General features: G+C 34.0%; 31 protein-coding genes. 8 read left to right on the forward strand and 23 right to left on the reverse strand.

Translation table 11 applies throughout. The annotated features are described in order from the left end of the window. Positions 1-4 precede the first annotated feature (4 nt). Positions 5-661 carry a DUF4085 family protein gene (locus tag AAG068_RS13565; RefSeq protein ID WP_342719676.1) on the reverse strand — a complete coding sequence of 219 codons (657 nt, stop codon included), beginning with the start codon at positions 659-661 and terminating at the stop codon, positions 5-7. Between the two features lie 222 nt (positions 662-883). Between AAG068_RS13565 and AAG068_RS13570 the strand changes: the two genes are divergently transcribed. Beyond that, entirely contained in the window at positions 884-1,477 is a 594-nt protein-coding gene (locus AAG068_RS13570) for a hypothetical protein (RefSeq protein WP_342719677.1), read from the forward strand. Positions 1,478-1,562: 85 nt separating this feature from the next. On the opposite strand, the gene lpdA is transcribed toward AAG068_RS13570, so the two are convergent. The 5 genes from lpdA to AAG068_RS13595 all read right to left on the reverse strand — a co-directional run bounded on the left by lpdA (position 1,563) and on the right by AAG068_RS13595 (position 6,883). Next, positions 1,563-2,942 carry a dihydrolipoyl dehydrogenase gene (gene lpdA, locus AAG068_RS13575; RefSeq protein WP_342719678.1) on the reverse strand — a complete coding sequence of 460 codons (1,380 nt, stop codon included), beginning with the start codon at positions 2,940-2,942 and terminating at the stop codon, positions 1,563-1,565. Positions 2,943-2,957: 15 nt separating this feature from the next. Further along, positions 2,958-4,157 carry a dihydrolipoamide acetyltransferase family protein gene (locus AAG068_RS13580; RefSeq protein WP_342719679.1) on the reverse strand — a complete coding sequence of 400 codons (1,200 nt, stop codon included), beginning with the start codon at positions 4,155-4,157 and terminating at the stop codon, positions 2,958-2,960. Positions 4,158-4,184: 27 nt separating this feature from the next. After that, entirely contained in the window at positions 4,185-5,219 is a 1,035-nt protein-coding gene (acoB, locus tag AAG068_RS13585; RefSeq protein ID WP_342719680.1) for an acetoin:2,6-dichlorophenolindophenol oxidoreductase subunit beta, read from the reverse strand. 16 nt (positions 5,220-5,235) lie between these two features. After that, a complete protein-coding gene (acoA, locus tag AAG068_RS13590; protein ID WP_342719681.1) occupies positions 5,236-6,234 on the reverse strand; it encodes an acetoin:2,6-dichlorophenolindophenol oxidoreductase subunit alpha in 999 nt (332 codons plus the stop codon). 169 nt (positions 6,235-6,403) lie between these two features. Then, positions 6,404-6,883 carry a DinB family protein gene (locus AAG068_RS13595; RefSeq protein ID WP_342719682.1) on the reverse strand — a complete coding sequence of 160 codons (480 nt, stop codon included), beginning with the start codon at positions 6,881-6,883 and terminating at the stop codon, positions 6,404-6,406. A gap of 188 nt (positions 6,884-7,071) precedes the next feature. On the opposite strand from AAG068_RS13595, the gene AAG068_RS13600 reads away from it, so the two are divergent. Both AAG068_RS13600 and AAG068_RS13605 read left to right on the forward strand, forming a co-directional pair. Beyond that, positions 7,072-7,917, forward strand: a complete 846-nt coding sequence (locus AAG068_RS13600) for an oxidoreductase (protein WP_342719683.1) — start codon at positions 7,072-7,074, stop codon at positions 7,915-7,917. 38 nt (positions 7,918-7,955) lie between these two features. Then, complete coding sequence (locus tag AAG068_RS13605) at positions 7,956-8,474, forward strand: GrpB family protein (protein ID WP_342719684.1); 519 nt, start codon at positions 7,956-7,958, stop codon at positions 8,472-8,474. A gap of 72 nt (positions 8,475-8,546) precedes the next feature. On the opposite strand, the gene AAG068_RS13610 is transcribed toward AAG068_RS13605, so the two are convergent. The 5 genes from AAG068_RS13610 to AAG068_RS13630 all read right to left on the reverse strand — a co-directional run bounded on the left by AAG068_RS13610 (position 8,547) and on the right by AAG068_RS13630 (position 10,914). Next, entirely contained in the window at positions 8,547-8,927 is a 381-nt protein-coding gene (locus AAG068_RS13610; protein WP_342719685.1) for a DUF4181 domain-containing protein, read from the reverse strand. Between the two features lie 21 nt (positions 8,928-8,948). Then, positions 8,949-9,389, reverse strand: a complete 441-nt coding sequence (locus AAG068_RS13615; protein WP_342719686.1) for an NUDIX hydrolase — start codon at positions 9,387-9,389, stop codon at positions 8,949-8,951. Positions 9,390-9,417: 28 nt separating this feature from the next. Further along, the gene (locus tag AAG068_RS13620) at positions 9,418-9,741 is read right to left on the reverse strand and encodes a DUF4181 domain-containing protein (protein WP_342719687.1); all 324 of its coding nucleotides are present in this window, start codon (positions 9,739-9,741) and stop codon (positions 9,418-9,420) included. 68 nt (positions 9,742-9,809) lie between these two features. Then, positions 9,810-10,634, reverse strand: coding sequence for a PP2C family serine/threonine-protein phosphatase (locus tag AAG068_RS13625; protein ID WP_342719688.1), 825 nt, complete (start codon positions 10,632-10,634; stop codon positions 9,810-9,812). Positions 10,635-10,746: 112 nt separating this feature from the next. Beyond that, complete coding sequence (locus AAG068_RS13630; protein ID WP_342719689.1) at positions 10,747-10,914, reverse strand: septum formation initiator; 168 nt, start codon at positions 10,912-10,914, stop codon at positions 10,747-10,749. Between the two features lie 217 nt (positions 10,915-11,131). On the opposite strand from AAG068_RS13630, the gene AAG068_RS13635 reads away from it, so the two are divergent. After that, on the forward strand, positions 11,132-11,368 hold the full coding sequence (locus AAG068_RS13635) for a hypothetical protein (RefSeq protein WP_342719690.1): 237 nt from the start codon (positions 11,132-11,134) through the stop codon (positions 11,366-11,368). A gap of 48 nt (positions 11,369-11,416) precedes the next feature. On the opposite strand, the gene AAG068_RS13640 is transcribed toward AAG068_RS13635, so the two are convergent. Continuing rightward, the gene (locus tag AAG068_RS13640; protein WP_001059838.1) at positions 11,417-12,253 is read right to left on the reverse strand and encodes an ABC transporter permease; all 837 of its coding nucleotides are present in this window, start codon (positions 12,251-12,253) and stop codon (positions 11,417-11,419) included. After that, positions 12,246-13,451, reverse strand: coding sequence for a quaternary amine ABC transporter ATP-binding protein (locus AAG068_RS13645; RefSeq protein WP_342719691.1), 1,206 nt, complete (start codon positions 13,449-13,451; stop codon positions 12,246-12,248). Before AAG068_RS13645 ends, AAG068_RS13640 begins: the two co-directional genes overlap by 8 nt. Positions 13,452-13,622: 171 nt before the next feature. Here AAG068_RS13645 and AAG068_RS13650 point away from each other — a divergent pair, with 171 nt between their 5' ends. Next, positions 13,623-14,480, forward strand: a complete 858-nt coding sequence (locus AAG068_RS13650; RefSeq protein WP_342719692.1) for a glycine betaine ABC transporter substrate-binding protein — start codon at positions 13,623-13,625, stop codon at positions 14,478-14,480. Between the two features lie 45 nt (positions 14,481-14,525). Here the strand turns inward: AAG068_RS13650 and clpP are convergent, their stop codons facing one another. Then, positions 14,526-15,107: an ATP-dependent Clp endopeptidase proteolytic subunit ClpP gene (gene clpP, locus AAG068_RS13655; protein ID WP_000991609.1), complete on the reverse strand. Its 582-nt coding sequence runs from the start codon at positions 15,105-15,107 to the stop codon at positions 14,526-14,528. Positions 15,108-15,128: 21 nt separating this feature from the next. Beyond that, positions 15,129-15,815, reverse strand: a complete 687-nt coding sequence (locus AAG068_RS13660) for an RNA polymerase subunit sigma-70 (RefSeq protein ID WP_342714616.1) — start codon at positions 15,813-15,815, stop codon at positions 15,129-15,131. Positions 15,816-15,958: 143 nt separating this feature from the next. On the opposite strand from AAG068_RS13660, the gene AAG068_RS13665 reads away from it, so the two are divergent. From AAG068_RS13665 to AAG068_RS13675, 3 genes are all read left to right on the forward strand, one after another. Then, positions 15,959-16,279 (forward strand): 2Fe-2S iron-sulfur cluster-binding protein, encoded by a 321-nt coding sequence (locus AAG068_RS13665; RefSeq protein WP_342714617.1) that lies wholly within the window; start codon positions 15,959-15,961, stop codon positions 16,277-16,279. Between the two features lies 1 nt (position 16,280). Further along, positions 16,281-16,946 carry a ribose 5-phosphate isomerase A gene (rpiA, locus tag AAG068_RS13670; RefSeq protein ID WP_342714618.1) on the forward strand — a complete coding sequence of 222 codons (666 nt, stop codon included), beginning with the start codon at positions 16,281-16,283 and terminating at the stop codon, positions 16,944-16,946. 106 nt (positions 16,947-17,052) lie between these two features. Then, complete coding sequence (locus AAG068_RS13675) at positions 17,053-17,487, forward strand: GNAT family N-acetyltransferase (RefSeq protein ID WP_342714619.1); 435 nt, start codon at positions 17,053-17,055, stop codon at positions 17,485-17,487. Between the two features lie 117 nt (positions 17,488-17,604). On the opposite strand, the gene AAG068_RS13680 is transcribed toward AAG068_RS13675, so the two are convergent. From AAG068_RS13680 to AAG068_RS13715, 8 genes are all read right to left on the reverse strand, one after another. Further along, positions 17,605-18,972, reverse strand: coding sequence for a lytic polysaccharide monooxygenase (locus AAG068_RS13680; protein WP_342714620.1), 1,368 nt, complete (start codon positions 18,970-18,972; stop codon positions 17,605-17,607). A gap of 357 nt (positions 18,973-19,329) precedes the next feature. Further along, positions 19,330-20,523: a macrolide family glycosyltransferase gene (locus AAG068_RS13685; RefSeq protein WP_342714621.1), complete on the reverse strand. Its 1,194-nt coding sequence runs from the start codon at positions 20,521-20,523 to the stop codon at positions 19,330-19,332. A gap of 55 nt (positions 20,524-20,578) precedes the next feature. Then, positions 20,579-21,223, reverse strand: a complete 645-nt coding sequence (locus tag AAG068_RS13690; protein WP_342719765.1) for a formylglycine-generating enzyme family protein — start codon at positions 21,221-21,223, stop codon at positions 20,579-20,581. 65 nt (positions 21,224-21,288) lie between these two features. Continuing rightward, complete coding sequence (locus tag AAG068_RS13695) at positions 21,289-21,807, reverse strand: DNA topology modulation protein (protein WP_342714622.1); 519 nt, start codon at positions 21,805-21,807, stop codon at positions 21,289-21,291. A 22-nt stretch (positions 21,808-21,829) separates the two neighbouring features. Continuing rightward, complete coding sequence (locus AAG068_RS13700; protein WP_342714623.1) at positions 21,830-22,216, reverse strand: DUF2809 domain-containing protein; 387 nt, start codon at positions 22,214-22,216, stop codon at positions 21,830-21,832. Between the two features lie 65 nt (positions 22,217-22,281). Beyond that, on the reverse strand, positions 22,282-22,989 hold the full coding sequence (locus tag AAG068_RS13705) for a class I SAM-dependent methyltransferase (RefSeq protein ID WP_342714624.1): 708 nt from the start codon (positions 22,987-22,989) through the stop codon (positions 22,282-22,284). Positions 22,990-23,001: 12 nt separating this feature from the next. Next, positions 23,002-23,364, reverse strand: coding sequence for an MmcQ/YjbR family DNA-binding protein (locus AAG068_RS13710; protein ID WP_342714625.1), 363 nt, complete (start codon positions 23,362-23,364; stop codon positions 23,002-23,004). A gap of 15 nt (positions 23,365-23,379) precedes the next feature. Further along, positions 23,380-23,784, reverse strand: a complete 405-nt coding sequence (locus tag AAG068_RS13715) for a GNAT family N-acetyltransferase (protein ID WP_342714626.1) — start codon at positions 23,782-23,784, stop codon at positions 23,380-23,382. Positions 23,785-23,815: the final 31 nt, after the last annotated feature.

The raw sequence follows: 23,815 nt of genomic DNA on the forward strand, positions 1-23,815 counted from the left end.
TTTACTAGTTACTTATCTCAAGCAATACGTCTTTTGCACAAATCGTCACTTCTTCAAATGGACAATCAAATAAAACACCCAATTCGAACCCTTCATTCGTAAGATCTATTTCATGACATAACCACCAAGCATCTTCAAAATCTTCCGGAATAGAACATTTCGTTACCCCTGTAAAAGTTACTTGCAGTTTATCAAATTCACTGAACGTACCGCTGCAATCCAAAGTAATAATTAGCGTATCTTTTGATAATCTCTCTACTGATTTGACCACACTATCATGTAGTGAGTATTCATGTAGTTTAACGACGTTCTGCGCGAGTTTTTCTTTTATAATATTATAATTATCTATACAAGCTTGTTCTAAATCATTCATTCTTTTCTCATAATCTTCAGTCCAATCCAGCATAAGTTTCTTTAACTTTTCCGATGGGTATTCTGAATTAATTGTATTGTCATGAATGTATGGATGTAATGAATTAGGTAGAAACTTTAATAAATCTTCTTTCTTTTCTTCCACGTCTTCTCTTAAACATTGCTTATAATCTATTCCTACCTTTTCGCTCTCTCGTAACATCTCTTCCCATTCTTCTACTGTTTCTGGGAAAATTAAAAATCCAGACACTTGCATTTCTTTATACCAATCTTTATTGAAATACTTCAAAGGCTTTCCTCCAAAAATATTTTAACATCCAACAAAAGCGATACATCTATTTATTATATCATTCCAATAACTATTTTTTCTAAAGAAAAAATGCAAAAATGTAAATATTCCGCCTTTTATTTCTAAAACTTCTGAATATTTACAATAATCTATAATTAGCATACATTTTACTAGTACAAAGAATTCACCTGTACAAAAATCTAAATAAAAAGGGATGGTTATATGTTTAAAAAATTAGTAGCGGGTACATTAGTAGCAGGATTTGCATTAACTGGAGGACTAGGGGTAGCAAGTGCTGAAGAAAAAGGTAACACAATTAAGTCTTTTGATTATTTAAAAGTGGATGAACAGAATGTTAATTCACTTTTAAAATTAAGTGATCAGGATAAGAAAGATATCCAAATTACTATGGTATTACCAGAGCAAAATGAAAATGGAGATTGGTTAGCTTACGGTTTTACTAGTAGAGAAACATTGGATACTTATATTGAAAAGGATAAAAAAGCACTTAAAAATAAAATTAATCCTTTAGGTAGCGGCGCTGGTAGTACAGATTTTTATGAACATATAAATAAAGGTGGACAATACATTTACTGGAGCAGCGGCTTTAAAAACTTACCATCTAGCTGGAACGATAGAATTTCTTCTGTAAGTACGGCGTCACCTTCTGCAAGTTATTCAACGACACTTTGGGAGCATACTTCTACACAAGGATTAGGAAAAGGTGTTTTATTTAAACACGCTGATTGGTATGGTAAAACTGCTAATTTATCTGCTGAATGGAACGATAAAACTTCAGCTATTGAAATTAAATAGTAACAAGGTATTTCATTTCTTCTATAAAAATTCAAACCACTATTCTCTCTTTCATTTAGAGAATAGTGGTTTATTATATTTCTATTTAAGCATGTACAGCATGTTCTATCGCTTGCAATAACGCTTCATGAAGCGCTTCAGATAAAGTTGGATGCGCTGCAATATAATCTCTCATAATATCGGCAGTAACTTCTGTATGAATCATTACGGTTCCTTGTCCAATCAGTTCGGTTGCACGAGGACCGATAATAGAAATCCCTAAAATTTCTTGATATTTAGACTCTACAATAACTTTTACTTTACCCGTTTGTTCTCCAATAATAAGCGCTTTTCCATTTGCTGAAAAAGGAAACTCTCCGATAAGAATATCACCATATTGCTCTCTTGCTAATTTTTCACTTAAACCGACACTAGAAATTTCTGGAGCTGTATAAATACAGCGAGGTACAGCATGGTAGTTTACTTTTACATCTTCTCCACTCGCGTGTAATGCTGCCGTAGTTCCTTCATGGAAGGCAACGTGAGCAAGCTGGATTCTGCCAATCACATCACCTGCTGCGTAAATATGTGATACATTTGTTTGCATATGTTCATTCACAGCAATCCCTTTATTTGAAAATTGAACACCTGCTTTTTCTAAATCTAATTTTTGTACACGTGGTATTCGACCGACAGAAACGAGAACAAATTCCGGATTGACTACTTGGATACTTCCTTCATATTCAAATGAAGCCTGCTTCTTATAATTATTTAATCCTTTTAAAACTGCTCCTGTAAATATTTCTACGCCATCATTTTCCAGTTTCTCTTTTAATATTTGTGCGATATCTCCATCTTCACCAGGTAATAATTGCGGTGCCATTTCAACAATCGTAACTTTTGTTCCAAGCCGACTATAAATACTTGCAAACTCGCACCCTATTACACCACCACCAACGATTAATAATGATTTCGGTATATTTTCTAGGGACATTGCATGGCTACTATTTAAAATCCAATTCCCATCAAATGGAGCAAAAGGTAATTCAGTCGGTTCTGAACCTGCCGCAATAATGAACTGTTCTCCATCTACTACAATTTCTTTATCACCGTGTGTAACTCTCACACGATGATCCGTTTCAAATCTCGCTTTACCTTGTATAACTTTTATTTTATTTTTCTTCATTAAATATTGAATTCCTTGGACGAGCTGCGTTACGATTTGTGATTTCCTCGCCTGTATTTGCTTCCAATCAACTGAAATACTTCCTTCGTTAAGCATAACTCCATAGTGATTCGCTTTTCTCACAATGTCATGCACTTCTGCACTTTCTAACAATGATTTCGTAGGCATACAACCAACATTTAAACAAGTCCCGCCAAGATCAGCTTCATCAATAAGAGTGACTTCTTTCCCACTTTGAGCCGCGGTAATTGCTGCTACATAACCAGCAGGCCCACCTCCAATAACGACTAGTTTACTCATTCTCTCACCTTCTCTTTATAAAAGAATTGTTACAGGTTCTTCTAAATAACGTTTAATTGTGCGTAAAAATGCAGCTGCTGGTGCACCATCTAATACACGATGATCGAATGTTAAACTTAAAGGTAACATACTTCCTTTTCTTAATTTTTTTCCTTTATATACAGGAACGTGTTCAATTGCACCTACACCTAAAATACCAGTTTCAGGTGTATTTAATACTGGCGTGAAATATTCAATACCGAAGCTACCTAAATTACTAATTGTAAAGGTTGTTCCTTGCATATCATCACTACTTAAACTGCCTGCTCGTGCCTTTTGTGCCACATTCTTAATCTCTTTAGATAGTTCTACTAAAGATAGATTATTTGCAAAGCGAATAGCTGGAACGACTAGTCCTTTTTCTAACGCGACCGCCATGCCTAAATGAACATGTTCAAATCGATGAATGGCATCATCTATATAAGCACTGTTCATCTCTTTATGCTCTTTAAGCGCTAATATAACAGCACGAGAAACGAAATCCGTGATAGTTAGTTTGTTATCGTACCGTTCTTGTACAACTTCCGCTATTTCTTTATGTAAAGCTACTAAATCTGTAACATCCACTTTCATCGTTAATGTTAATTGCGCACTATTTTGTAAGCTTGCATGCATACGGTTCGCAATTGCTTTTCGTATACCAGTAACAGGAATGACTTTGCTTTCTTCTTGTTCAAGTACTTCTGGAATTATTACTCTTTCTTCAATCGCTTTTAATACGTCTACTTTTGTAATCCTTCCGCCAGGGCCTGTACCAACTAATGCCTTGATATCTAAATTTTCAGACTTTGAAATTTTCTTCGCTACAGGTGAAATTTTGATTCTTTGCTTCGCCACTTCTTTCGCATATGGTTCTGGATGTTGGACATTTTCAGGCTTAGGGTTAGGTATTTTTTCTTCTACAATATTTTTACTTTCATAGACGTCTACTTTTTCGTTCGGCTTACCGATATAGCAAATGACAGTGCCAGGTGGAACTCCCTCATCTTCACTTACAGCTATATCAAGAACAGTTCCATCTGCTGGTGCTTCTATTTCAGTTTCGATTTTTTCCGAATTAATACTAGCAATTAGTTCACCTTTGGCTACATGATCGCCTGCTTTAATATTCCAGCTCGTAATAATACCTTCTTTCATCGCCATACCTAACTTCGGCATTACAACTTCTACAGCCATGTTTCTCTCTCCCTTCTCATCGTTTCATTACACATGTAATAAAGATTGGTCTCCGATCATTTTTGATACAGTTTCAATTACTTTCTCCGGCGTTGGTAAATATAACTTTTCAAGTGGTGGAGAGAATGGAACTGGTGTATGTGGTGCTGTAATTCGTTTAATAGGTGCATCTAACAAATCAAATCCTTTATCCGCTACAATTGCCGCAATATCTGTTGCGATACTACATCTTGGATTTGCTTCATCAATAACAATAAGGCGATTTGTTTTTTCAACAGATGCTAAAATCATATCTTCATCAAGCGGTGATAAAGAACGTGGATCGATTACTTCTACTTCAAGTCCTTTTTTCGATAATTGCTCAGCAGCTGCAAGTGCTGTATGAACTTGTTTTCCAATTGCGACAATTGTTACATCAGAACCTTCACGTTTCATATCTGCTTTTCCTAATGGAATTGTATAGTACCCTTCCGGCACTTCACCTTTCATATTGTAAAGTGTTTTATCTTCAAAGAAGATTACTGGGTCATCATCTTCAATTGCCGCTAATAATAATCCTTTTGCGTCATACGGAGTAGAAGGAACGACAACTTTTATACCTGGAATGCTCGTAAACAACGCATATAAACTTTGCGAATGTTGTGCCGCTGCGCTAAAACCAGCACCATGCATCGTACGTACTGTAACTGGCACTTTCGCTTTACCACCGAACATATAGCGGAACTTTGCACCTTGGTTTAATACTTGATCAAGACAACTACCGATAAAATCATTAAACATTAATTCAGCAATCGGACGTAGTCCTGTTGCCGCAGCTGCCATCGCCGCTCCCATATAACCTGCTTCTGAAATTGGAGTATCTAAAATACGATTTCGGCCAAACTCTTGTACAAGTCCTTTCGTAACACCGAGTACACCGCCCCATGCCTCATCATCTTGCAAGTGATCCACTTGTGCACCACCTGCAACATCTTCTCCTATTAAAATTACGTTTTCATCACGACGCATTGAAATTTTCATCGCTTCATTAATTGCAGTTGACATACTTACTGTTCTAGTCATTATTTTCACCCTCCTCTTATTTGTAAGAAACGTATACATCTTTTAATAACTCTTCATCCTCTGGATATGGACTATTTTCACTAAATTCAATTGATTTTTGCACTGCTTCATCTACTGCCTTTTCCATCTCTACAAGCTCAGATTCAGTTAATAAAGCTTCATGAATTAAATGCTTACGGAAATTCACAATCGCATCTTTTTCATTTAAATGTTCTTCTTTTTCTTCTGAAGTTTTATACGTTTGTGCTTCACCTTCGAAATGACCGTAATTACGATATGTCATACATTCAATTATTGTTGGACCACCGCCATTACGCGCATGTTCTACTGCTTCTTCCGCCGCTTTATACACTGCAAGCAAGTCCTTTCCATCCACTTGAACACCTGGAATATTGTAAGCTTTCGCGCGATCTGCAATGGAATCACAACTTGAAGCATATTCAAATGTCGTTGCTTCACCGTAACCGTTATTTTCTGCGATAAAAATAACTGGTAACTTCCAAATCGCAGCTAAATTAACCCCTTCATGAAATGTGCCTTCATTATTTGCTCCGTCACCGAAGAAACAAACACTTACATCTTTTGTTCCTTTATATTTAGCTGTTAATGCTGAGCCGCAAGCAAGTGGAAAACCTCCGCCTACAATCCCATTTGCACCAAGCATTCCTTTATCTAAATCAGCAATATGCATGGAACCGCCTTTCCCTTTACATAACCCTGTCGCTTTCCCAAAAAGTTCAGCCATCATCCCGTTTAAATCACAGCCTTTTGCGATACAATGCCCATGTCCTCTATGCGTACTTGTAATACTGTCACGATCCGTTAAGTGGGCACATACACCAACTGCTACTGCTTCTTCACCTGCGTATAAATGAACGAAACCTGGCAGAACGCCTTGCGCGAATAATTCATGTACCTTATCTTCAAACTTACGAATTTCTAACATTTTTTCATACATCCAACGAGCTTTTTCTTTCGTAATTTCATTCCCTTTACTTTCAGTTGTTTTTAACATGTTCAGCCCTCCTATTTTCTTGTTCATCTTTTATATTGCAAGTACTGTGCCAAATTCTAATCCTTGATTTAATAGCTTTTCTCTTTTCTTTCAAAATAAAAAAGTGGACAAAACGAGACAGATGTCTCGTTTTGTCCACTTTTTTTCACCTAGTTTGAGAATTATTATTTTATTCATGATCAAAACTCTTCTGTAACTTCCGGATGTAAATAATTTGACCTATATGATAAGCATTATGAGTTGTGACATTTGCTAGCACTTCCCACCACTTTGCACATACCGGAAATCCAACCACATCACTTTCAACCTTTTCTTTATTTATTAGCTTTTGCCATAGTAACAGTTTCTCTAGTAGTTTTTCTCTTAATTCATCGAAAGATTTATTATCTGAAAGCATAAAACTTTTATTATTATCACCAATTGCGGGCACGGCATTCACATTTGATTCTTTGTATCTAGTTTGCCACGTTGAGTTCCAATACAGTAAGTGTTGTACAATTTCAACTATACTATTACTCTCTTCATTCGGTTTCCAGAAAGCTTCTCTCTCTGATAAATCTTTCACTGCATCTGAAAATGGAATATACCAACTGGGATCGTTTGCATTCGCCAATAATTGATCTGCTAATACATCTTTCACATGGGCCATTTTTCTTCCCTCATTTCATTAACGTATTCATACTCACTTCTCTATATACGATAAGTCCGTATCATTCCCTCTTTTAAAAATCTAATAGTATATAGAATTAACATGAATAGCTCTCAAAGAAAATGTAAGAATAATAGATTTTCTTATCATAACTCGTTATGATAAAAGAAAAAGAAAGCTGGCAGAAAATGAACAAAAAAGTCGCAATTATTACAGGAGCCTCAAGTGGATTTGGACTATTAACTACACTGGAACTCGCAAAAAAAGATTATTTCGTTATCGCTACAATGAGGAACCTTGAAAAACAAGTGAACTTAATATCTCAGGCTACTCAACTCAACTTGCAGCAAAACATAACAGTTCAACAATTAGATGTAACCGATCAAAACTCTATACATAACTTTCAATTATATATAAAAGAAATAAATAGAGTAGATCTACTTATTAATAACGCAGGATATGCAAATGGGGGCTTTGTAGAAGAAATTCCAGTAGAGGAATACCGTAAACAATTTGAAACGAACCTTTTTGGAGCTATATCAATTACTCAACTTGTATTACCTTATATGAGAGAACAAAAAAGCGGCAAAATCATTAATATAAGTAGTATTAGCGGCCAAGTCGGATTCCCTGGTCTATCCCCTTATGTTTCTTCAAAATATGCATTAGAAGGCTGGAGTGAATCCCTTCGTTTAGAAGTAAAGCCTTTCGGAATAGATGTTGCTTTAGTGGAACCTGGTTCTTATAACACGAACATATGGGAAGTTGGTAAACAACTAGCTACAAACCAATCTGATACTACTTCTCCTTACAAAGAATATATGGATAAAATACAAAAACATATTAATAGCGGCAGTGATACATTTGGCAATCCGATAGATGTTGCTAATAAAATTGTAGAAATTGCTGAATCTAGGAGTACGAATTTACGATATCCGATTGGAAAAGGTGTAAAATTTATGATCTTTGCGAAGAAGATTCTTCCTTGGAGATTGTGGGAATATCTTGTATTGAAAACCTTTAAGAAAATGTAATAGACTTTTGAAACCATTTTGAAAGGGGTCCGAATTAAATGTTAGGTTTACCATATGGAAAAGTATTTTTAGTTCCGTGGACTGAACAATGGGAAATTGAATATATGAAAGAGAAACAATTCATTGAGGAACAAATTGGCGAACATATTTTAGCGATACACCACATTGGTAGTACCTCTATTCCACATTTAAGCGCAAAGCCAATTATTGATATTGCAATCGAACTAAAAGATTATAAGGACGGTTTAACATGTATTAAAAAGTTAGAACTACTAAACTATAAATATAGAAAAGACGTACTACCTGAACGATACTATTTTAATAAAGGAGAGCCAAGAACTCATCAAATTCATATGTATGAACAAGGAAATATATATTTAATAGAGCAATTACAATTCAGAGATTACTTAATAAACAACAAAACTTCTCGTATCCAGTATGAACAGTTAAAGATTCAACTTTCACAAGCTAACCCTAATGATAAACATCAATATGCAGAGGATAAAACGAATTTCATTACATCCATATTAGCCAAAATAAATGATAAATTTAAATAAGAAACCATTTAGTAGTAAATGGTTTCCTATTTATTAGTTAACTCTTTATTTGTACCATTAATAATCACCTTATTATGCAGCAGGTGGAACAAAATAAAATAGTATTGAGAGCATCAATATAAAAGCAACCATTCCCGTTATCGAAAGTATATATTCTTTTGATTTTCTATCATATTTCCATTCCATCCATGCTCTTAAAGTCAATGATATCCCTAAATAAACGAACATGACATAAGCCATTTTAGCGTTTTCAAATTTAAACATATAATAACAACTACTTATTACATAAATAATAATAAGCCCTATTTCTATTTTTACATGTAAACTATTCACATGCTTATATCCAAAGAAGCCTCTTTTCTCCACATTTAATTTTATTCTTAAAAACTGTTCTAATAAGTAACCACCTATAGCCAGTCCAATAATAATAATCAAGGTTGTAGAAATGTCCATTGTTATCCCCCTCCTATTACTTTAATTATTTTTAGAAATAGAGTGGACTATATTACGGTTATTCTCTTCTAAATAACTTACAATTCCTTTAGGATAAGTGGGCTTCTCCTTTAATTCATTTATACTTTTCCAAATTAATATAATATCCTCATATTCTTTATGTCTTATTTCATTTGTCATTCTCTCTTGAAGAGTCCCCCTATGTATCAATGTGCAATGATGTCCTTTTTCGTTGTTCCACTCAAAAATATGCTCATTTACAATGGCTAATTCTTGGACATCAATCTTCAAATCGTATTCTTCCATTAATTCTCGTATTATCGCTTCTTTTGCAGTTTCACTAAATTCAATAGAACCGCCTGGAAAACGATAAAATAATTCATTCTCATCACATTGAACAAGTACTTTAGAATGATCTTCATTTAAAATCATTACTTCAGTACGTAATTTAGGTATTTTCATTTTGTCTCCCCATTCATTCCACATAGCATTAAATCCAATAACTATAAAAGAAAAGATTAATCATAATTCCTGTTATTATTAATAATGGAACTGTGCCTAAAGAAATGACATATTCCCTGGATTCTTTATCATATTTCCACTCCATATATGATTGAAAGCAGTATAAAGTTATTAAAAATAGTATGGGTAAATTACTAATATAAATAGGATTTAAAGTGGCACATATCATCGTAACAATTATATAAGAAATGATAAGAGCCCTAGTGCCCCATTTATGAGCTTTATTTACATATTTACTATTCCAGTCAGTTTGTTTCGGTATATTTAATTTTTTTCTCACTACTTTTTCCAAAACAACTAAGAATATAATCCATAATACTAATAAAATCCCTTTAGCTAAAAGCAGTGATGTCCCCTCCTTTATCTTTTATCCGGCTGATCACTCGGATAAGTAGCATTCTCTTTGTTTTCAACGTCCCAACTAATAATTGTCGCACTATCTCGTCCGAATTGATGATGGACATGTTCTAATACATGATGAACACTTTCTTCAAGGTCTATTATATTTCTATTCATATCATTATACAGATTTAATGGTGTTTCATAGTGTCGTCCCCCGCATTCTAATACTCCATCTGTAACCATTACAATTCGATTCTTCCCAGTACGTAATTCACGAATTCCTGTTGAATAGCAAGGTACAGATAAATCAAAGGTATTTACATTTCCAATCCATTCGTAAAAATGGCGTTGATTTAATGTATATTGTCCTAACTTATGTAACTCTTCATGAAATACATAAACTAAACAATCGCCAATAGATAACCACCATATGTAGTTTTCTTTTCTTACACATAGTAAGCACGCTGTTTCACCTTTTACTCTTTTGCACTTTTCTTTAAATGAGGGGGATTGAAAGATTGTAAGTAGATGATTTTCGACAGATCGAAATACTGTATCAATCGATTCATTCATCATTACTTTTATATTTTCATACTCTTGTTGGATTGTATTTACTACTAAATCAACACTTTCCGCACTATTATGTCCATCTAAAATAGCTGCAAATTCCCAATCACCATTTGACCAAACTAACGCGCCATCTTCATTCTTTTTTGCTCCGGCGCTTATATTCCCGCCATATGTACCGAGTACGATATCACCATATTGTTTTACTGAAACTTCATCTAAACACATCTTCTTATTTCCAACCCATGAACATTGTCTATTATTTGTTGTATACATATTCGCTCACCAACCTTTTCATATATAATATCATAAAAAAGGAAAAACAGGATTTATATTCCGAAAATTCATTCATTTAACGAAGCGATTTTTTAAATAAATTTACATCTCACTATTTCTTCAAAAACACAATTCCAATTACAATCCCTATCACAATTCCGATTACTAAACTATTAGTAAAGAACCCCTGAAACACACCGATTACACCCCCTATACCAATACCCATTGCCAAGGCATCATTCCTTTTATTATTTTTAGCCAAAATTGCATCTCCTCCCATCATTTCTCCCTAAATAACATACACTTACTTGAATGTATTAATATATTCACTATCTCACTTGAATATTTCCAAAAAATGCACTTTAACTTCACATATAATATTTTCCATTTTCTGTACATACTCCTTTTATAATGAAAAAATTTCAAGTAACCATTAATTGTATATAGGCATTTACTATAAGAAAGCTTCGTAATTTATTGAAGGAGGAACGATTCAAATGCATCCTCATTGGAATCCAAATATAAATCAACAATATGTGTATTCCGCCCCTCCCGTAAGGAATACACTACATCATGATTCACAATATATGATGCAGCGTATTGTAAGTCTTGAAAATCAATTAGCGAAATTAATCTCATTAATCGAAGAAAATAATCATTTAATTAAATCAATGGAACAACAACAAAGCCAAGTTTGTGCCCCAGCTGGCGGCTCTGTCATTGTTCGTATGTAATTTATTCAAACAAAAAACACACTTTGTATAATAAAGTGTGTTTTCCTTTTATCTTCTTTTTTGATGAAATCCTTGTGTAATGCGGTCTAGTATAATCGCAATGACAACAATAGCTAGTCCGGCTTCAAATCCCATTCCGATATTTACTTGTGTTACAGAGCGGTATACATCAACTCCAAGACCTGGTGCTCCTACAAGAGATGCTGTTACTACCATCGATAAAGAAAGCATAATACTTTGGTTTACACCAGCCATGATCGTTCCAGTTGCGAGTGGTAATTGTACTTTAAATAATTTTTGTGATGCAGTAGAGCCAAAAGCATTCGCTGCTTCTATTAAATCTTCTGGAACTTGTCTAATTCCTAAGTCAGTAAAACGAATTGTCGGCGGCATTGCAAAGATTACTGATGCAATAATCCCAGGTACTACACCTACTCCGAAAAATGTAATTGCAGGAATAAGATATACGAAAGCCGGCATTGTTTGCATAAAGTCTAATGTCGGTTTTAAAAATTTTGAAAAGCGTTCATTTTGAGAAGCTAAAATTCCGATTGGGATTCCGACAATAATTGAAATAATCACTGATGTAAGTACGAGCGCTAATGTTTGCATCGTCTGTGCCCAATAGTTAATATTTAAAATAAATAATAAACCGATCAGTGTAAAAATGATTAAAGATACCTTTCTCGTTGTGTACCAAATGAGGAAACATAGGATAATAATCATCAATATGGCCGGTATTATTGTTAAAAAATTAGTGAGTAAATCAACGAATCCACCGATAATATAAGAAAATCCTCGGAATAAGCCTTCAAGGTGCTCATATAAACTTGCAACAAATGAATCAACCCATTCCCCTAAAGGAATACGTGGTATATTATTCATCGTCTTTCACCTCTTCCTCAATATTACCTGCAAGAGCTTGAATGACACTTTCGCGTTTAATAATTCCTCTTAGCCTTTTCTTCTCATCAATTACTGGCAACGGATATTTCATTTCTGCCATTTTCGCATACGTTTCTTCCAGTAAAGTATCTACATACACATGCGGGATATCGGTAAGTAATAAATCAGCAATCGGCCACTGTTTTTGAACGGCTTTACTCGCATCATCTGCCGTTAATATCCCTAAAAACTCATACTTTTTGTTAACAACATACACAGTTGAAACGCCCGCGTTCCTCATAATTTGAAGTGCTACACGTGGTCCACGGTCAATTAATAATGTCTCTGGTCGTTTTAATATAGATTCCGCCGTAATAACTTTTCCTAAATTCACGTCCGCCACGAACTTCTCTACAAATTCATTCGCAGGACTCATCATAATTTCTTCCGGCGTTCCAATTTGGACAACCTCTCCATCTTTCATTAACGCAATTCGATCACCAATTCGAAGGGCTTCATCTAAATCATGCGTAATAAAGATAATTGTTTTTTCCATTTTATCTTGTAACTCTAACAGCTCATCTTGCATTTCTTTTCGAATCAGTGGATCTAATGCACTAAATGACTCATCCATAAGTAAAACATCTGGATCATTCGTAAGTGCTCTCGCAATACCAACACGCTGCTGCATACCACCACTCAGTTGACTTGGATAGTTATCTTTATGATGATCAAGCCCTACTAACTTCAATGATTCCAACGCCCTATTTTCTCGTTCCTCTACTGGAACTCCTTGAATTTCTAATCCGTACGCTACATTTTGTATAACTGTACGATGAGGAAATAAAGCGAACTTTTGAAACACCATACTCATTTTTGTTCTTCTCACTCTTCGTAACTCATCTTTTCCCATTGTTGCGATGTCTTCACCATCTATGTATATGTGTCCTGCTGTCGGTTTGATTAATTGATTAAGCATTCGAACTAGAGTTGATTTGCCACTACCAGACAAACCCATAATAACGAAAATTTCTCCAGAGTATACTTCAAACGTTGCCTTTTTCACACCAACGTTCATTCCCGTCTCTTTTAAAATTTCCGATTTACTTTTCCCTTCTTTTAATAAAGTAAGCGCCCTTTGCGGGTGTTTCCCAAATACTTTTGTTACGTTTTCAACACGCACCTTTGTATTATCCATGTCACTACTCCTTTTCTACCCATCTATTCACATAGTGTTGCGATTTTACAAAGAAATATTACATAAAAATGACATTCCTAAAATTTCTTTAAAATTCTCATTTCCGTTCATAATAAGAATGCTTACTTATACATTTATTTAAAAAGGCAAACGTTTCTTAGGAGGTTCTCAATGAGAAAGAAAATATGGCTTATATGCCTTGCATTATTTATTACTATGATTTTCTCTTCATGTAATGCAACAAATGCAAATTCGAAAGGAAAAATTAAACTAGGTGTAACAAGTTGGAAAGAAAATATTGCAACTGCAAACATGTGGAAAGTTCTATTAGAACAAAAAGGCTACAAAGTTGAGCTTATGTATTTAGAAAAAGCGGCAATTTGGACTGGTGTTGCTCGCGGTGATGTTGATGCTAATTTAGAAGTATGGCTACCCGTAACAGATAAACCTCTAAACGATCGTTATAAAGATGATATTGTCTTAAAATCAAAATGGTATGAAGGAACCGGACTAGGTTTAGTTGTCCCTTCTTATGTGAAAAACATAAACAGTATTGAAGATTTGAATGCACATAAAGATGAACTAGATAACAAAATTGTCGGAATCGAACCTGGCAGCAGTTTAATGAATTTAACAAATAAGGCGATGAAAGAATATGATATTAAACTAAAACTTGTCCAATCTTCTGAGGCTGCGATGATGAGTGAATTAAAGAAAGCATATACGAAAAAGAAACCAATCGCTGTTACGCTTTGGAATCCGCATTGGGGCTTTTCAGAATTTGATTTAAAATATTTAAAAGACCCTAAGAAAGTATATGGTGAAAAAGATGACATTTATTACTCTGTTCGTAAAGGTTTCGAAAAAGATCATCCGGATATCATAAAATACTTTGACAAATGGAATATGAACGATGAACAACTTGGTACATTAATGGTCGAGTTAAATAAAACGAAAGATCCCGAAGAAGCAGCGCGAAAATGGATTAAAAAGAATCAAGCTTTAGTCGATGAATGGATAAAGGATTAATAAAAACAGGCTAGAGGATTATCGTATCCTCTAGCCTGTTTTATCTTATTTTTTCGTAACAACATCATCTACAATCCCATATGCTTTCGCTTCTTCTGCAGTCATGAAATAATCTCTTTCTGTATCATGTGCTACTCTTTCAATCGGTTGCCCTGTTTTTTCTGCAATCATTTTATTAATATCATGCTTTAACTTCAATATCCTTTTTGCTGTTATTTCAATTTCCGTAGCCTGCCCCTTTGCACCACCAAGCGGTTGATGAATCATAATTTCACTGTTAGGTAGCGCAAATCGTTTTCCTTTTGCACCTGATAATAATAACAAAGCACCAAATGATGCTGCAAATCCCATGCATAGCGTTTGTACATCTGGTTTGATTAAATTCATCGTATCTAATATGGCAAAACCTGCTGTCGTTGATCCGCCTGGGCTATTAATGTATAAAAATATATCTTTCTCTGCATCTTCCGCTTCTAAAAATAATAATTGAGCTACGACACTGCTCGCTACTTGATCATTTATTTCTGAACCAATAATAATAATGCGGTCTTTTAATAACCTTGAATATATATCATAGGAACGTTCTCCTAATTTCGTTTGTTCTACAACATATGGAATTGCATTCATTTTATATCCCTCCAATAATTGTTATGCTGCTAAAAGCATACAACTGTAGGAAGAAGGTTTTTTCGCATTAAATAATAAGACTGGCTGTTTAGATGGTAACTTAGTAAAATCTATTGTCGGAAGGAGCTTTGTTAACAATTCTGGCTTTTCCTCACGAATAGACGTTACTACAACGTCAATATCATCTGTGAATTCGACTATCTCAATCCCTTCTTCACTTACAGTTTTCAGCCTATTTCTACTCCGAAATAAAGAAGCTTTCACTGCACCTTCCGATACGGAACATACTTTAGCAATATCAGCGATACTAAATTGAAAAACATCCTTTAATAATAAAATCGCGGATTGTTGTACATTTAATGAAGATAATACTTTCTCTACCATTTCATGCAAATCTGCAATGTTCTCTTGTGGTTCTTCAAAAGTAATTTGTTCCTTTATTTTTTCATGAACTGATTTTGATTTCATCTGATCTATCCAACGATTTCTAGCTATTTTATATACAAGTGTCATACAAATATCTTTATTACTATATTTTTGAAGAACTTTACAAATTGTTTCTTGGGCAAGATCTTCGCCGTCCCATTTATTTTTCGTTAAAAATGTACAGTACCTTTTCAACTCTCCGTATTGCTCAATTAAAAAGTCTATATTTGAATGATTCATATCGATATGATTTTTAAAAATATGAGTTACTTTTGTGCACAAAATAACCACTCCTTTTCAGCGCTTACTTAATTAACGATTCAACAAATAAAAAAGTTACGGGGCATATAAAAAAATTATGTTTATGTTCAATAATTCGCGGTCATAAATATGTTATGTACAATTTTACGTGAGGAGGAACAAAATTGCCAAAATTAACAATTGAAGGTGCAGGAACTTTTGATGTAAAAGAAGGCACAAAGTTAGTATTAGCGATTGAAGATAACGGTGTAAACATTCTCCATCGCTGCGGCGGAAAAGCACGCTGCACTACTTGTAGAGTAGAAATTATAGCAGGTGAGTTTTGTGAAGCAAGTTCTAATGAAAAAAATGCAATTACGGAAAAAGGAATTGAAGATCACTTACGTTTATCATGCCAAATGCACGTACATAAAGATATAATCGTTCGCCCTATACTTACAGTAGAAAATTCAGGTCTTGGTGCAGGCCCACGTCCAGCAGAATAATATGTTACATTTAAAACAACTCGCAGGTGAATATGCCGCTAACTTTGTAAAAGATGGAATGACAGTTGGGCTAGGCACAGGTTCTACTGTATATTGGACGATACAAAAATTAGGTGAGCGTGTAAAAGAAGGATTATCATTTCAAGCTGTACCAACGTCAAAAGAAACGGAAGCATTAGCTAAACAACTATCTATTCCATTAATCTCCTTAAACGAAATTGAAATACTCGATTTCACAATTGATGGGGCCGATGAAATTAATTTAAATTTACAACTAATAAAAGGTGGTGGTGGCGCATTACTTCGTGAAAAAATCGTTGCCTCCTCCTCTAAAGAACTAATTATCATTGCTGATGAATCGAAACTCGTAACGCATTTAGGTACTTTCCCATTACCTGTTGAAATTATACCTTTTTCATGGAAACAAACCGAAAGGAAAATTCAATCTTTAGGTTTTCAAACAACGTTACGTTTAAAAAATAATGAAACGTTTATTACCGATAACAATAACATCATTATCGATTGCATATTCCCACATAACATAACGAATCCTGCCAATTTACACACGCAATTAAAAATGATTACAGGCGTAGTTGAAACAGGATTGTTTGTTAATATGACTAGCAAAGCGATTATTGGAACAAAAAATGGGATAAAGGAATTATAATGAAGGCTGACTCTTACAGTCAGCTTTTTATATTTTCTCTTAATTACGGATTAGTATGATATACTATGAAAACAAAAGCACATCACACTAGAAAGGACTGAACAATTTGCACTCCAAAGTCATAACAGAACTTACAGATTTAGAAACTGCCTTTCATATTAGAAAAGAAGTATTTGTAAAAGAACAAAATGTCCCTCTTGCAGATGAATTCGATACATTCGATGAAATCAGTGAGAAATGTAAACACATTTTAGTTTATTATAACGATTTTCCTGTAGGTACAGGTCGTATACGATTTGTTGACGGTGCAGGAAAATTAGAACGCATCTGTATTTTAAAAGACTATCGTAAATACGGATTAGGAAAAGTAATAATCAAGGCGTTAGAAGAAATTGCTCGTAACAAAGAAGCAACAAAAGTAAAACTACACGGTCAAACACAAGCTGAAGGATTTTATAAAAAATTAGATTATCAAACTTCTTCAGATGTATTTATGGAAGATGGTATTCCGCACGTTCTTATGACGAAAGCATTATCATAATAAAAAGGGTAGTATATGAATTTATATACTACCCTTTTTTATAAATAGAAAAATGAATTCTCAAGATTTTCTTTTGCATCAAAGCCCATCATCTCTTAGTTCATATCTATGTAAAGCTTACACTGTTTTCCATAATGATAAAGCATAAATCCAGTTTGGATCCCCATTTCCTTGATAACTCTGGACTGCTTCATATACTTTTCCTTCGTGTAGAACTCTATCTCCCTTTTCATATGCTTTCTTTGCATCCCACTCTTCATATAAAACGCTTTCAGTTTTTGTAGTAATCGTGAATATATCACTCTGTACAGATTCATTTCCAGCTACATCAACAGCTTTCACTACATATTTATAAGTAGTATTAGGAAGTAAATTTTTATCCATATAAGAAGTCGTATTGGATGTTGCAATTTTTTTCAATGATCCTTCTGTTTCTCTATAAATATCGTAATGGTCTACACCAATATTATCGTCAGAAGGACTCCACATTAAATCTACACTTGACGCTGTCGTTCCCATACTGTGTAACCCTTTTGGTTGTGTTGGTGCTTCTGTATCAGGAGTCTCAACTGTTGTTTTTACTGTAAGCGCTGCACTTTCTTTCGATACATTGCCAGCTGTGTCAATTGCTTTTACAGTATAAGAGTATTCTGTACTTGGTTGTAATTTTTTATCAATAAAATGAGTTCCTGGTACTGTATCAATCATCTCTCCGTTACGAAAGATTTGATACCCTTTCAGCCCTACATTATCCGTAGAAGCATTCCACGTTAGTTCTATATTATTCGCTGTTACTTTAAGTACTTGAATTCCATTTGGAGTACTTGGAACTTCTATGTCCGGTTTCACATCATTAATAAGATTAACATCAATTACATTATAGAATGCATTTGCTGTATCAGCTACATCCCATACTGCTAAAATCACATGGTATCCACTTCTATCAGTAGGTACATTAATTTTGTGAGTTAAATGATTTGAGGCTGCAGAGCCATCATGTTGTACAGTTCCAATTGGTTCTAAATCTGCTCTTGTGAGCGCTTTATTTGGGTTCCATTCTTTTTTTGTAATATAGTAATGCCATTTACTTGTTAAGTGAGGCGCTGTATATTTCCAAGTAAAAGTATTTTCCCCGCCTGTGATTGTATTTTTAAACCAACGATCAGCTGTTTGTTGATCTAAAACACCACCAAATTTACCACCTGCAGAAGCGATTTGCCCATCAACCGGGCCAGCTTGCGGGAACCCTTTTGGAGCTTCCAAACTTTGTGGTTCATACATAACACTTCCGCAGTTTGCATTTAGTGCACCATAGGTTGGACTACATAAAGCAGATCGGCTGCTAGGCTTTTCAACAAAACCGTGCGCGTATGCGTTTTGAGGAATAAGTGTCGTGCCAATAATTCCAGCTGTTAATGCAACAGCTCCTAGACTTTTTTTGTTCATTTTCATGTTTTGTAGTTGTTTTAATAATCGATTATTCATGTTCTTGTCCCCTTCTTGTTATACTTTGTAGTGTAATGTGGGCTTCGATGTAAAAGAATAACAAGAGACAATCTTGTATCGATGTATGTGTTCATTATGCATACACCGCAGTGAAAATATATTTCATTTCTTGTGAAATATTTCACTTGATGAATATATCATGACATAGAAATCATCAAAGTATGTGCAGAAGTTGTGCAGAAATAATGAAAGCATTAGTAACACGTAAAACTATGGTCCGAATTTTTAAAACAGAATATTTAACATTTCAAAACAATGAATTCTCCGCTTCATATAAAAGAAGAGTGTCTATATCATTTCATATAGACACTCTTCTCATGTATAATTTTCTATTTATTACTGACCTATAAATGTAAAAATCTCATCAACAGCTTCCTTATAGCCACCAGATTTTCGGAAAGACTCCTTCAAATTCAATGCAGCTTCTTTATATGATGGATTATTTAATACAAATTCTACACTTTCACGTAGTTGTTCTTCAGTTAGTTCCTTCATTGACAACTTAACCCCAGCTCCAAGATTCTCCACTTGCTTTGCGATAACTGGCTGATCTGCACTTTGCGGAATTACAATAAGCGGAATCCCGTTATATAGTCCTTCATGTGTACTGTTCATCCCGCCGTGTGTAATAAATAACTTTGTATATGTAAGTAGTTTTGTTTGTGGTACATAATTTTTCACAATGAAGTTTTTAGGAATTTTACCTAAATCACTTATTTTCGTTTTATTGCCAATAGACATTACAATTGTATAATCACTATTCTCAAACGCCTTCATACATAGTTTATAAAAATCAAGCGATTCATTAAAAACAGTACCTAGTGAAATGTAAATCGGGCTTTTTTCTTCAATTGCAGTAAAATCAAAGGCTTCATTTTTTACTTGCGTAGAGATAGATGGACCTACAAATTTAAATGTTTCATCAAACATATCTCCAAAAGGTTGGAACTCCCTTATTGTATACACAATAGTAAGTGGCGCTGGATTACAGAAAACTTCATACGGTGATTTTATTTCAACACTATACTTTTCCACAATTCCCTTAGTTAATCGTTCATAATCATTATGTATTTTATCTTGAACTTCCACTGGTATATTTTTAGACAAATGGCCTAACATTTGTTCAAATGATTTTTCATCCTGTGCAAAAGATGTACAGGAATTTATTGCTGGAAGCTTTAGAATTTGAGCAATTAAACGACCGCATCCAAACATTGAATCGTGAATGATGTAATCAAAATGCTCCCCTTCAATTTGTTCAAGAACATTTGGTATAATAACATCTGCCGTATGTAATAGACCATTAATTCTCTCTGATAAATAATTTCGACCACCGGAAAGAAAGGCATTTATAAATTTTTGATCGTCAATTGTTCGTACAGTAGCACCCGTCTTTTCAATACGCTCTCTAAAAGATTCTATTGAAAAATATACAACCTCTTCCCCACGTGAAACTAATTCTTCTACAACTTGCAATGTTGGATTTATATGTCCTTCTGATCCAGTATTAATGAATAAAACACGTGCCACTTAAAACACTCCTTAATTTAAATCTTCTCTATATTATTTTGCTCTTATAATTCTTCTAAATGGACTTAGCGAGCCTAAATCCAAGGTCATCTATATGAAATGTAGGATGGCTACGCCAACGACAAGTCGCACCACAACCTCTAGCTGCTTCAGCCCAGCTACCGCCTCGGAAAATACGGTATGATCCATATACCTTTTCATCATACAAATCATAGCACCATTCCCAAACGTTTCCTAACATATCATACAAACCCCATGCATTCGGCTCTTTTTTACCGACTTCATGAATATGTCCATCTGAATTTTCATTATACCAAGCAATCTCTTTCAGTTCTCCATATATATATCCAGTCGTTCCTGCTCTACAAGCATATTGCCACTCTGCTTCTGAAGGTAATCGGTACCCATTTGAATCTAAATTACAACTAACAATTTGACCACCATCATTAATAGAATAATATTCTTTTAATCCCGCTTTTTTTGAAAGTAAATTACAAAACATAATGGCATCATTCCATGAGATATTTACAACTGGTTTGTTTTTATCTTTGGATAAATTTGATGTATGATTCGTAATCACGTCATATAATTCCATCGTTACAACATATTTTGCAAGAAGAAACGGTTTAATTTGAACTTCCCATTCTTTTTTTATTCGATCATCTCTTAATTCTACTTTTACTACTGGGATTTTCACCATATTAGAATCAATCAGATCAATGAAGTTACTCAATTCTATCACCCTATGTTACTTCTTTTTATAAACTAACTATTTATAGTATCGTACTTCTCTAAAAATAGTCTTACTTCATTTGGAGATTTTAAAATAATAACATCTTTACCCTGACTCGATTGATTTAACCTTTTTAAAATTGAAGGTCGTTTCGTTTTAGGATATTCCCATATCCATTTGAAAAATTGCAAGTCAAACCTTTCTTCACATCCAGCACCCATATCCGGTCTTGTTTTATTCCGATATTTTATAACTCTTTTAAAAGCTCGATAAACACATATTGTTCTATGAATATCAAGAAAGATAATTGTATCAGCTGCGTTCATTCTTATGTCCATTGTCCCGCCATAATTCCCATCAATAATCCATTCATCTTCTTTAACTAATTCATTTTGAACCTTTCTTTGCTCCTCTTTCGGTACACCTTCACAATTCGGTTTCCAAAATAACGCATCAAGATGATGCACTTTAATATTTAATTTATTACCTAACTGTCTGGCTAATGTAGATTTTCCTGAACCACCAGAACCTATTAATATTATTTTTTTCATAAATACCCCTTCTCCAAACCTCTTATTTCTTCCGTAATAAAAATTCAAAAAGAAATCCTACTCCAACACCAATTGTATAAGCCACTATATCACTCCACAAAAATCCGTAACCTAATACGAGCCCACCTAAAGTCGTTGCACGAATGCTATCTATCCATTCGGCATGATATAATTGGCTCAATTCAATCCCATAACAAAACAGTAAACTTATAAAAACCAATTTCTTCGTTTCTATTTTAGGAAATAAAAAACCGACCCCTGTAAAAATCATGAGTGCCCATAAAGCATCGCCTAAGTACTCATTTAATAAATGAGGTAAAGCCAAAGCTAACTTTCTTGAGCTAAGCCCTAAAATAATAACAATGATTGTAAACGTTGCGTATAGTAATCTATTTCGTTTCGTATTCATTTCAAAACTCCTATTTCATTATTTAAAACTGCAAAATAGCTAGTAAAATATAATTATTTTACTAGCTATTTTTTAATGGCTTTCATAATAAGAAAATGTGGATTTGTATTTAAATAATTATATGATTTTTCGTCTACTTCTCTCATCTTTTCAACTGGTCTCGGTTCTACCATTTTTTCTAACACAAAACAATTTGTTGTTTCATTAATTATGTCTTGGAGTGACCTTCTAAAAAAACTAACTTCTATTGTAATATTTGGTTTAACCCAAGTATCTACTAATAATTGTTTTTCGAAATAATTTTCACAAGTAAACTTTGTAAAGTCCATAAAAGGATGATGAATGGAGTATATAAATTCTCCCCCTGGCTTCAATACGCGACGAAACTCCTGAAATACTTGATTCCAATTTTCTAAATAATGAAGGGTTAACGAACTCACAATAACATCAAAAGTATTATCTTCAAATGGTAATATTTCTTGCAAGTCATGACAAAGAAACGTTGCTTTATTGCCCATACTTTCCTTTGCAGCTTTTACCATTTCAGAACTTACGTCAATTGCAGTTACATTTGCTCCTCTTTCTATAAATTGAGAAGTATACCACCCTGCTGCACATCCAGCATCTAATATATTCTTCCCTTCTAAATTCTTTGGAATCATCTCCATCATCGCTGGTCTTTCGTAATAACTGTTATATGGATTTGCGACATCTAGATTTTCTTTATATGTACTCGCTAACTTATCATATGTACCTTTGATTGTATCTTTCAAATTATCCACTCCTTATACATATGAATCTAATAACTCTTTCTGCTTTTTCTTTGAAAATGATTGTAGAACTAAATCATATGACCAATCAATCATCTTATTAATTTGCTCTTGCTCTACACCTTTATGTATATACACTGTATTCCAATGTTTTTTATTCATATGATACCCCGGAATGATTGCTTCTGGATACTCCTCTCTTAATCTTAGTGCAAGTTCTGGATCACATTTTAATGTAATCGCAGATTTCTCTCCTTCTTCATGGTTTATTATCGCGAATATTTTATTATTAAGTCTCATACATCTTGCATTCCAACCATCAGGAGAATCTTCAGTCGCTTTTCTTTTTGATAAACAATATGTTCTAGTTTCATCCATTCTAATTGACACCTCTTATTCTTTCACGATTTGATTACGGTGCATTACAATTTGTTTCGTCGCTTGAAATTGCTGTTCACCATAAAACTTTATTAATTTCTCTCCGCAAAATAGACTAACAATATGAACATGAGATATTTCTTGAAGTAATATTGTTAGCATTTTCTCTCCAATGCCTTTATTTCTTACACTTTCATGTACTACAACATCTTCTATATACGCCCGGAAAACACCGTCAGAAACACCCCTAGCAAATCCGATTAATTCACTTTTTTCCCATACCCCAATCGCTATACTATTCTTTAAAAATTTTTGAATATCGATTTCTTTTCTTTCTGGCCACCAACCGATGGAGTCATAAAGTTTTCTTATTTTTTCTACGCAGATTGGTTGTTCATGTTGCAATTTATACGTGTACATTTTCTTTCTCCCATCAAATTGGTCATTTTAT

Origin of the sequence: Bacillus paramycoides (assembly GCF_038971285.1) — a bacterium.
In the GTDB taxonomy this organism is placed as follows: Bacteria; Bacillota; Bacilli; order Bacillales; family Bacillaceae_G; genus Bacillus_A.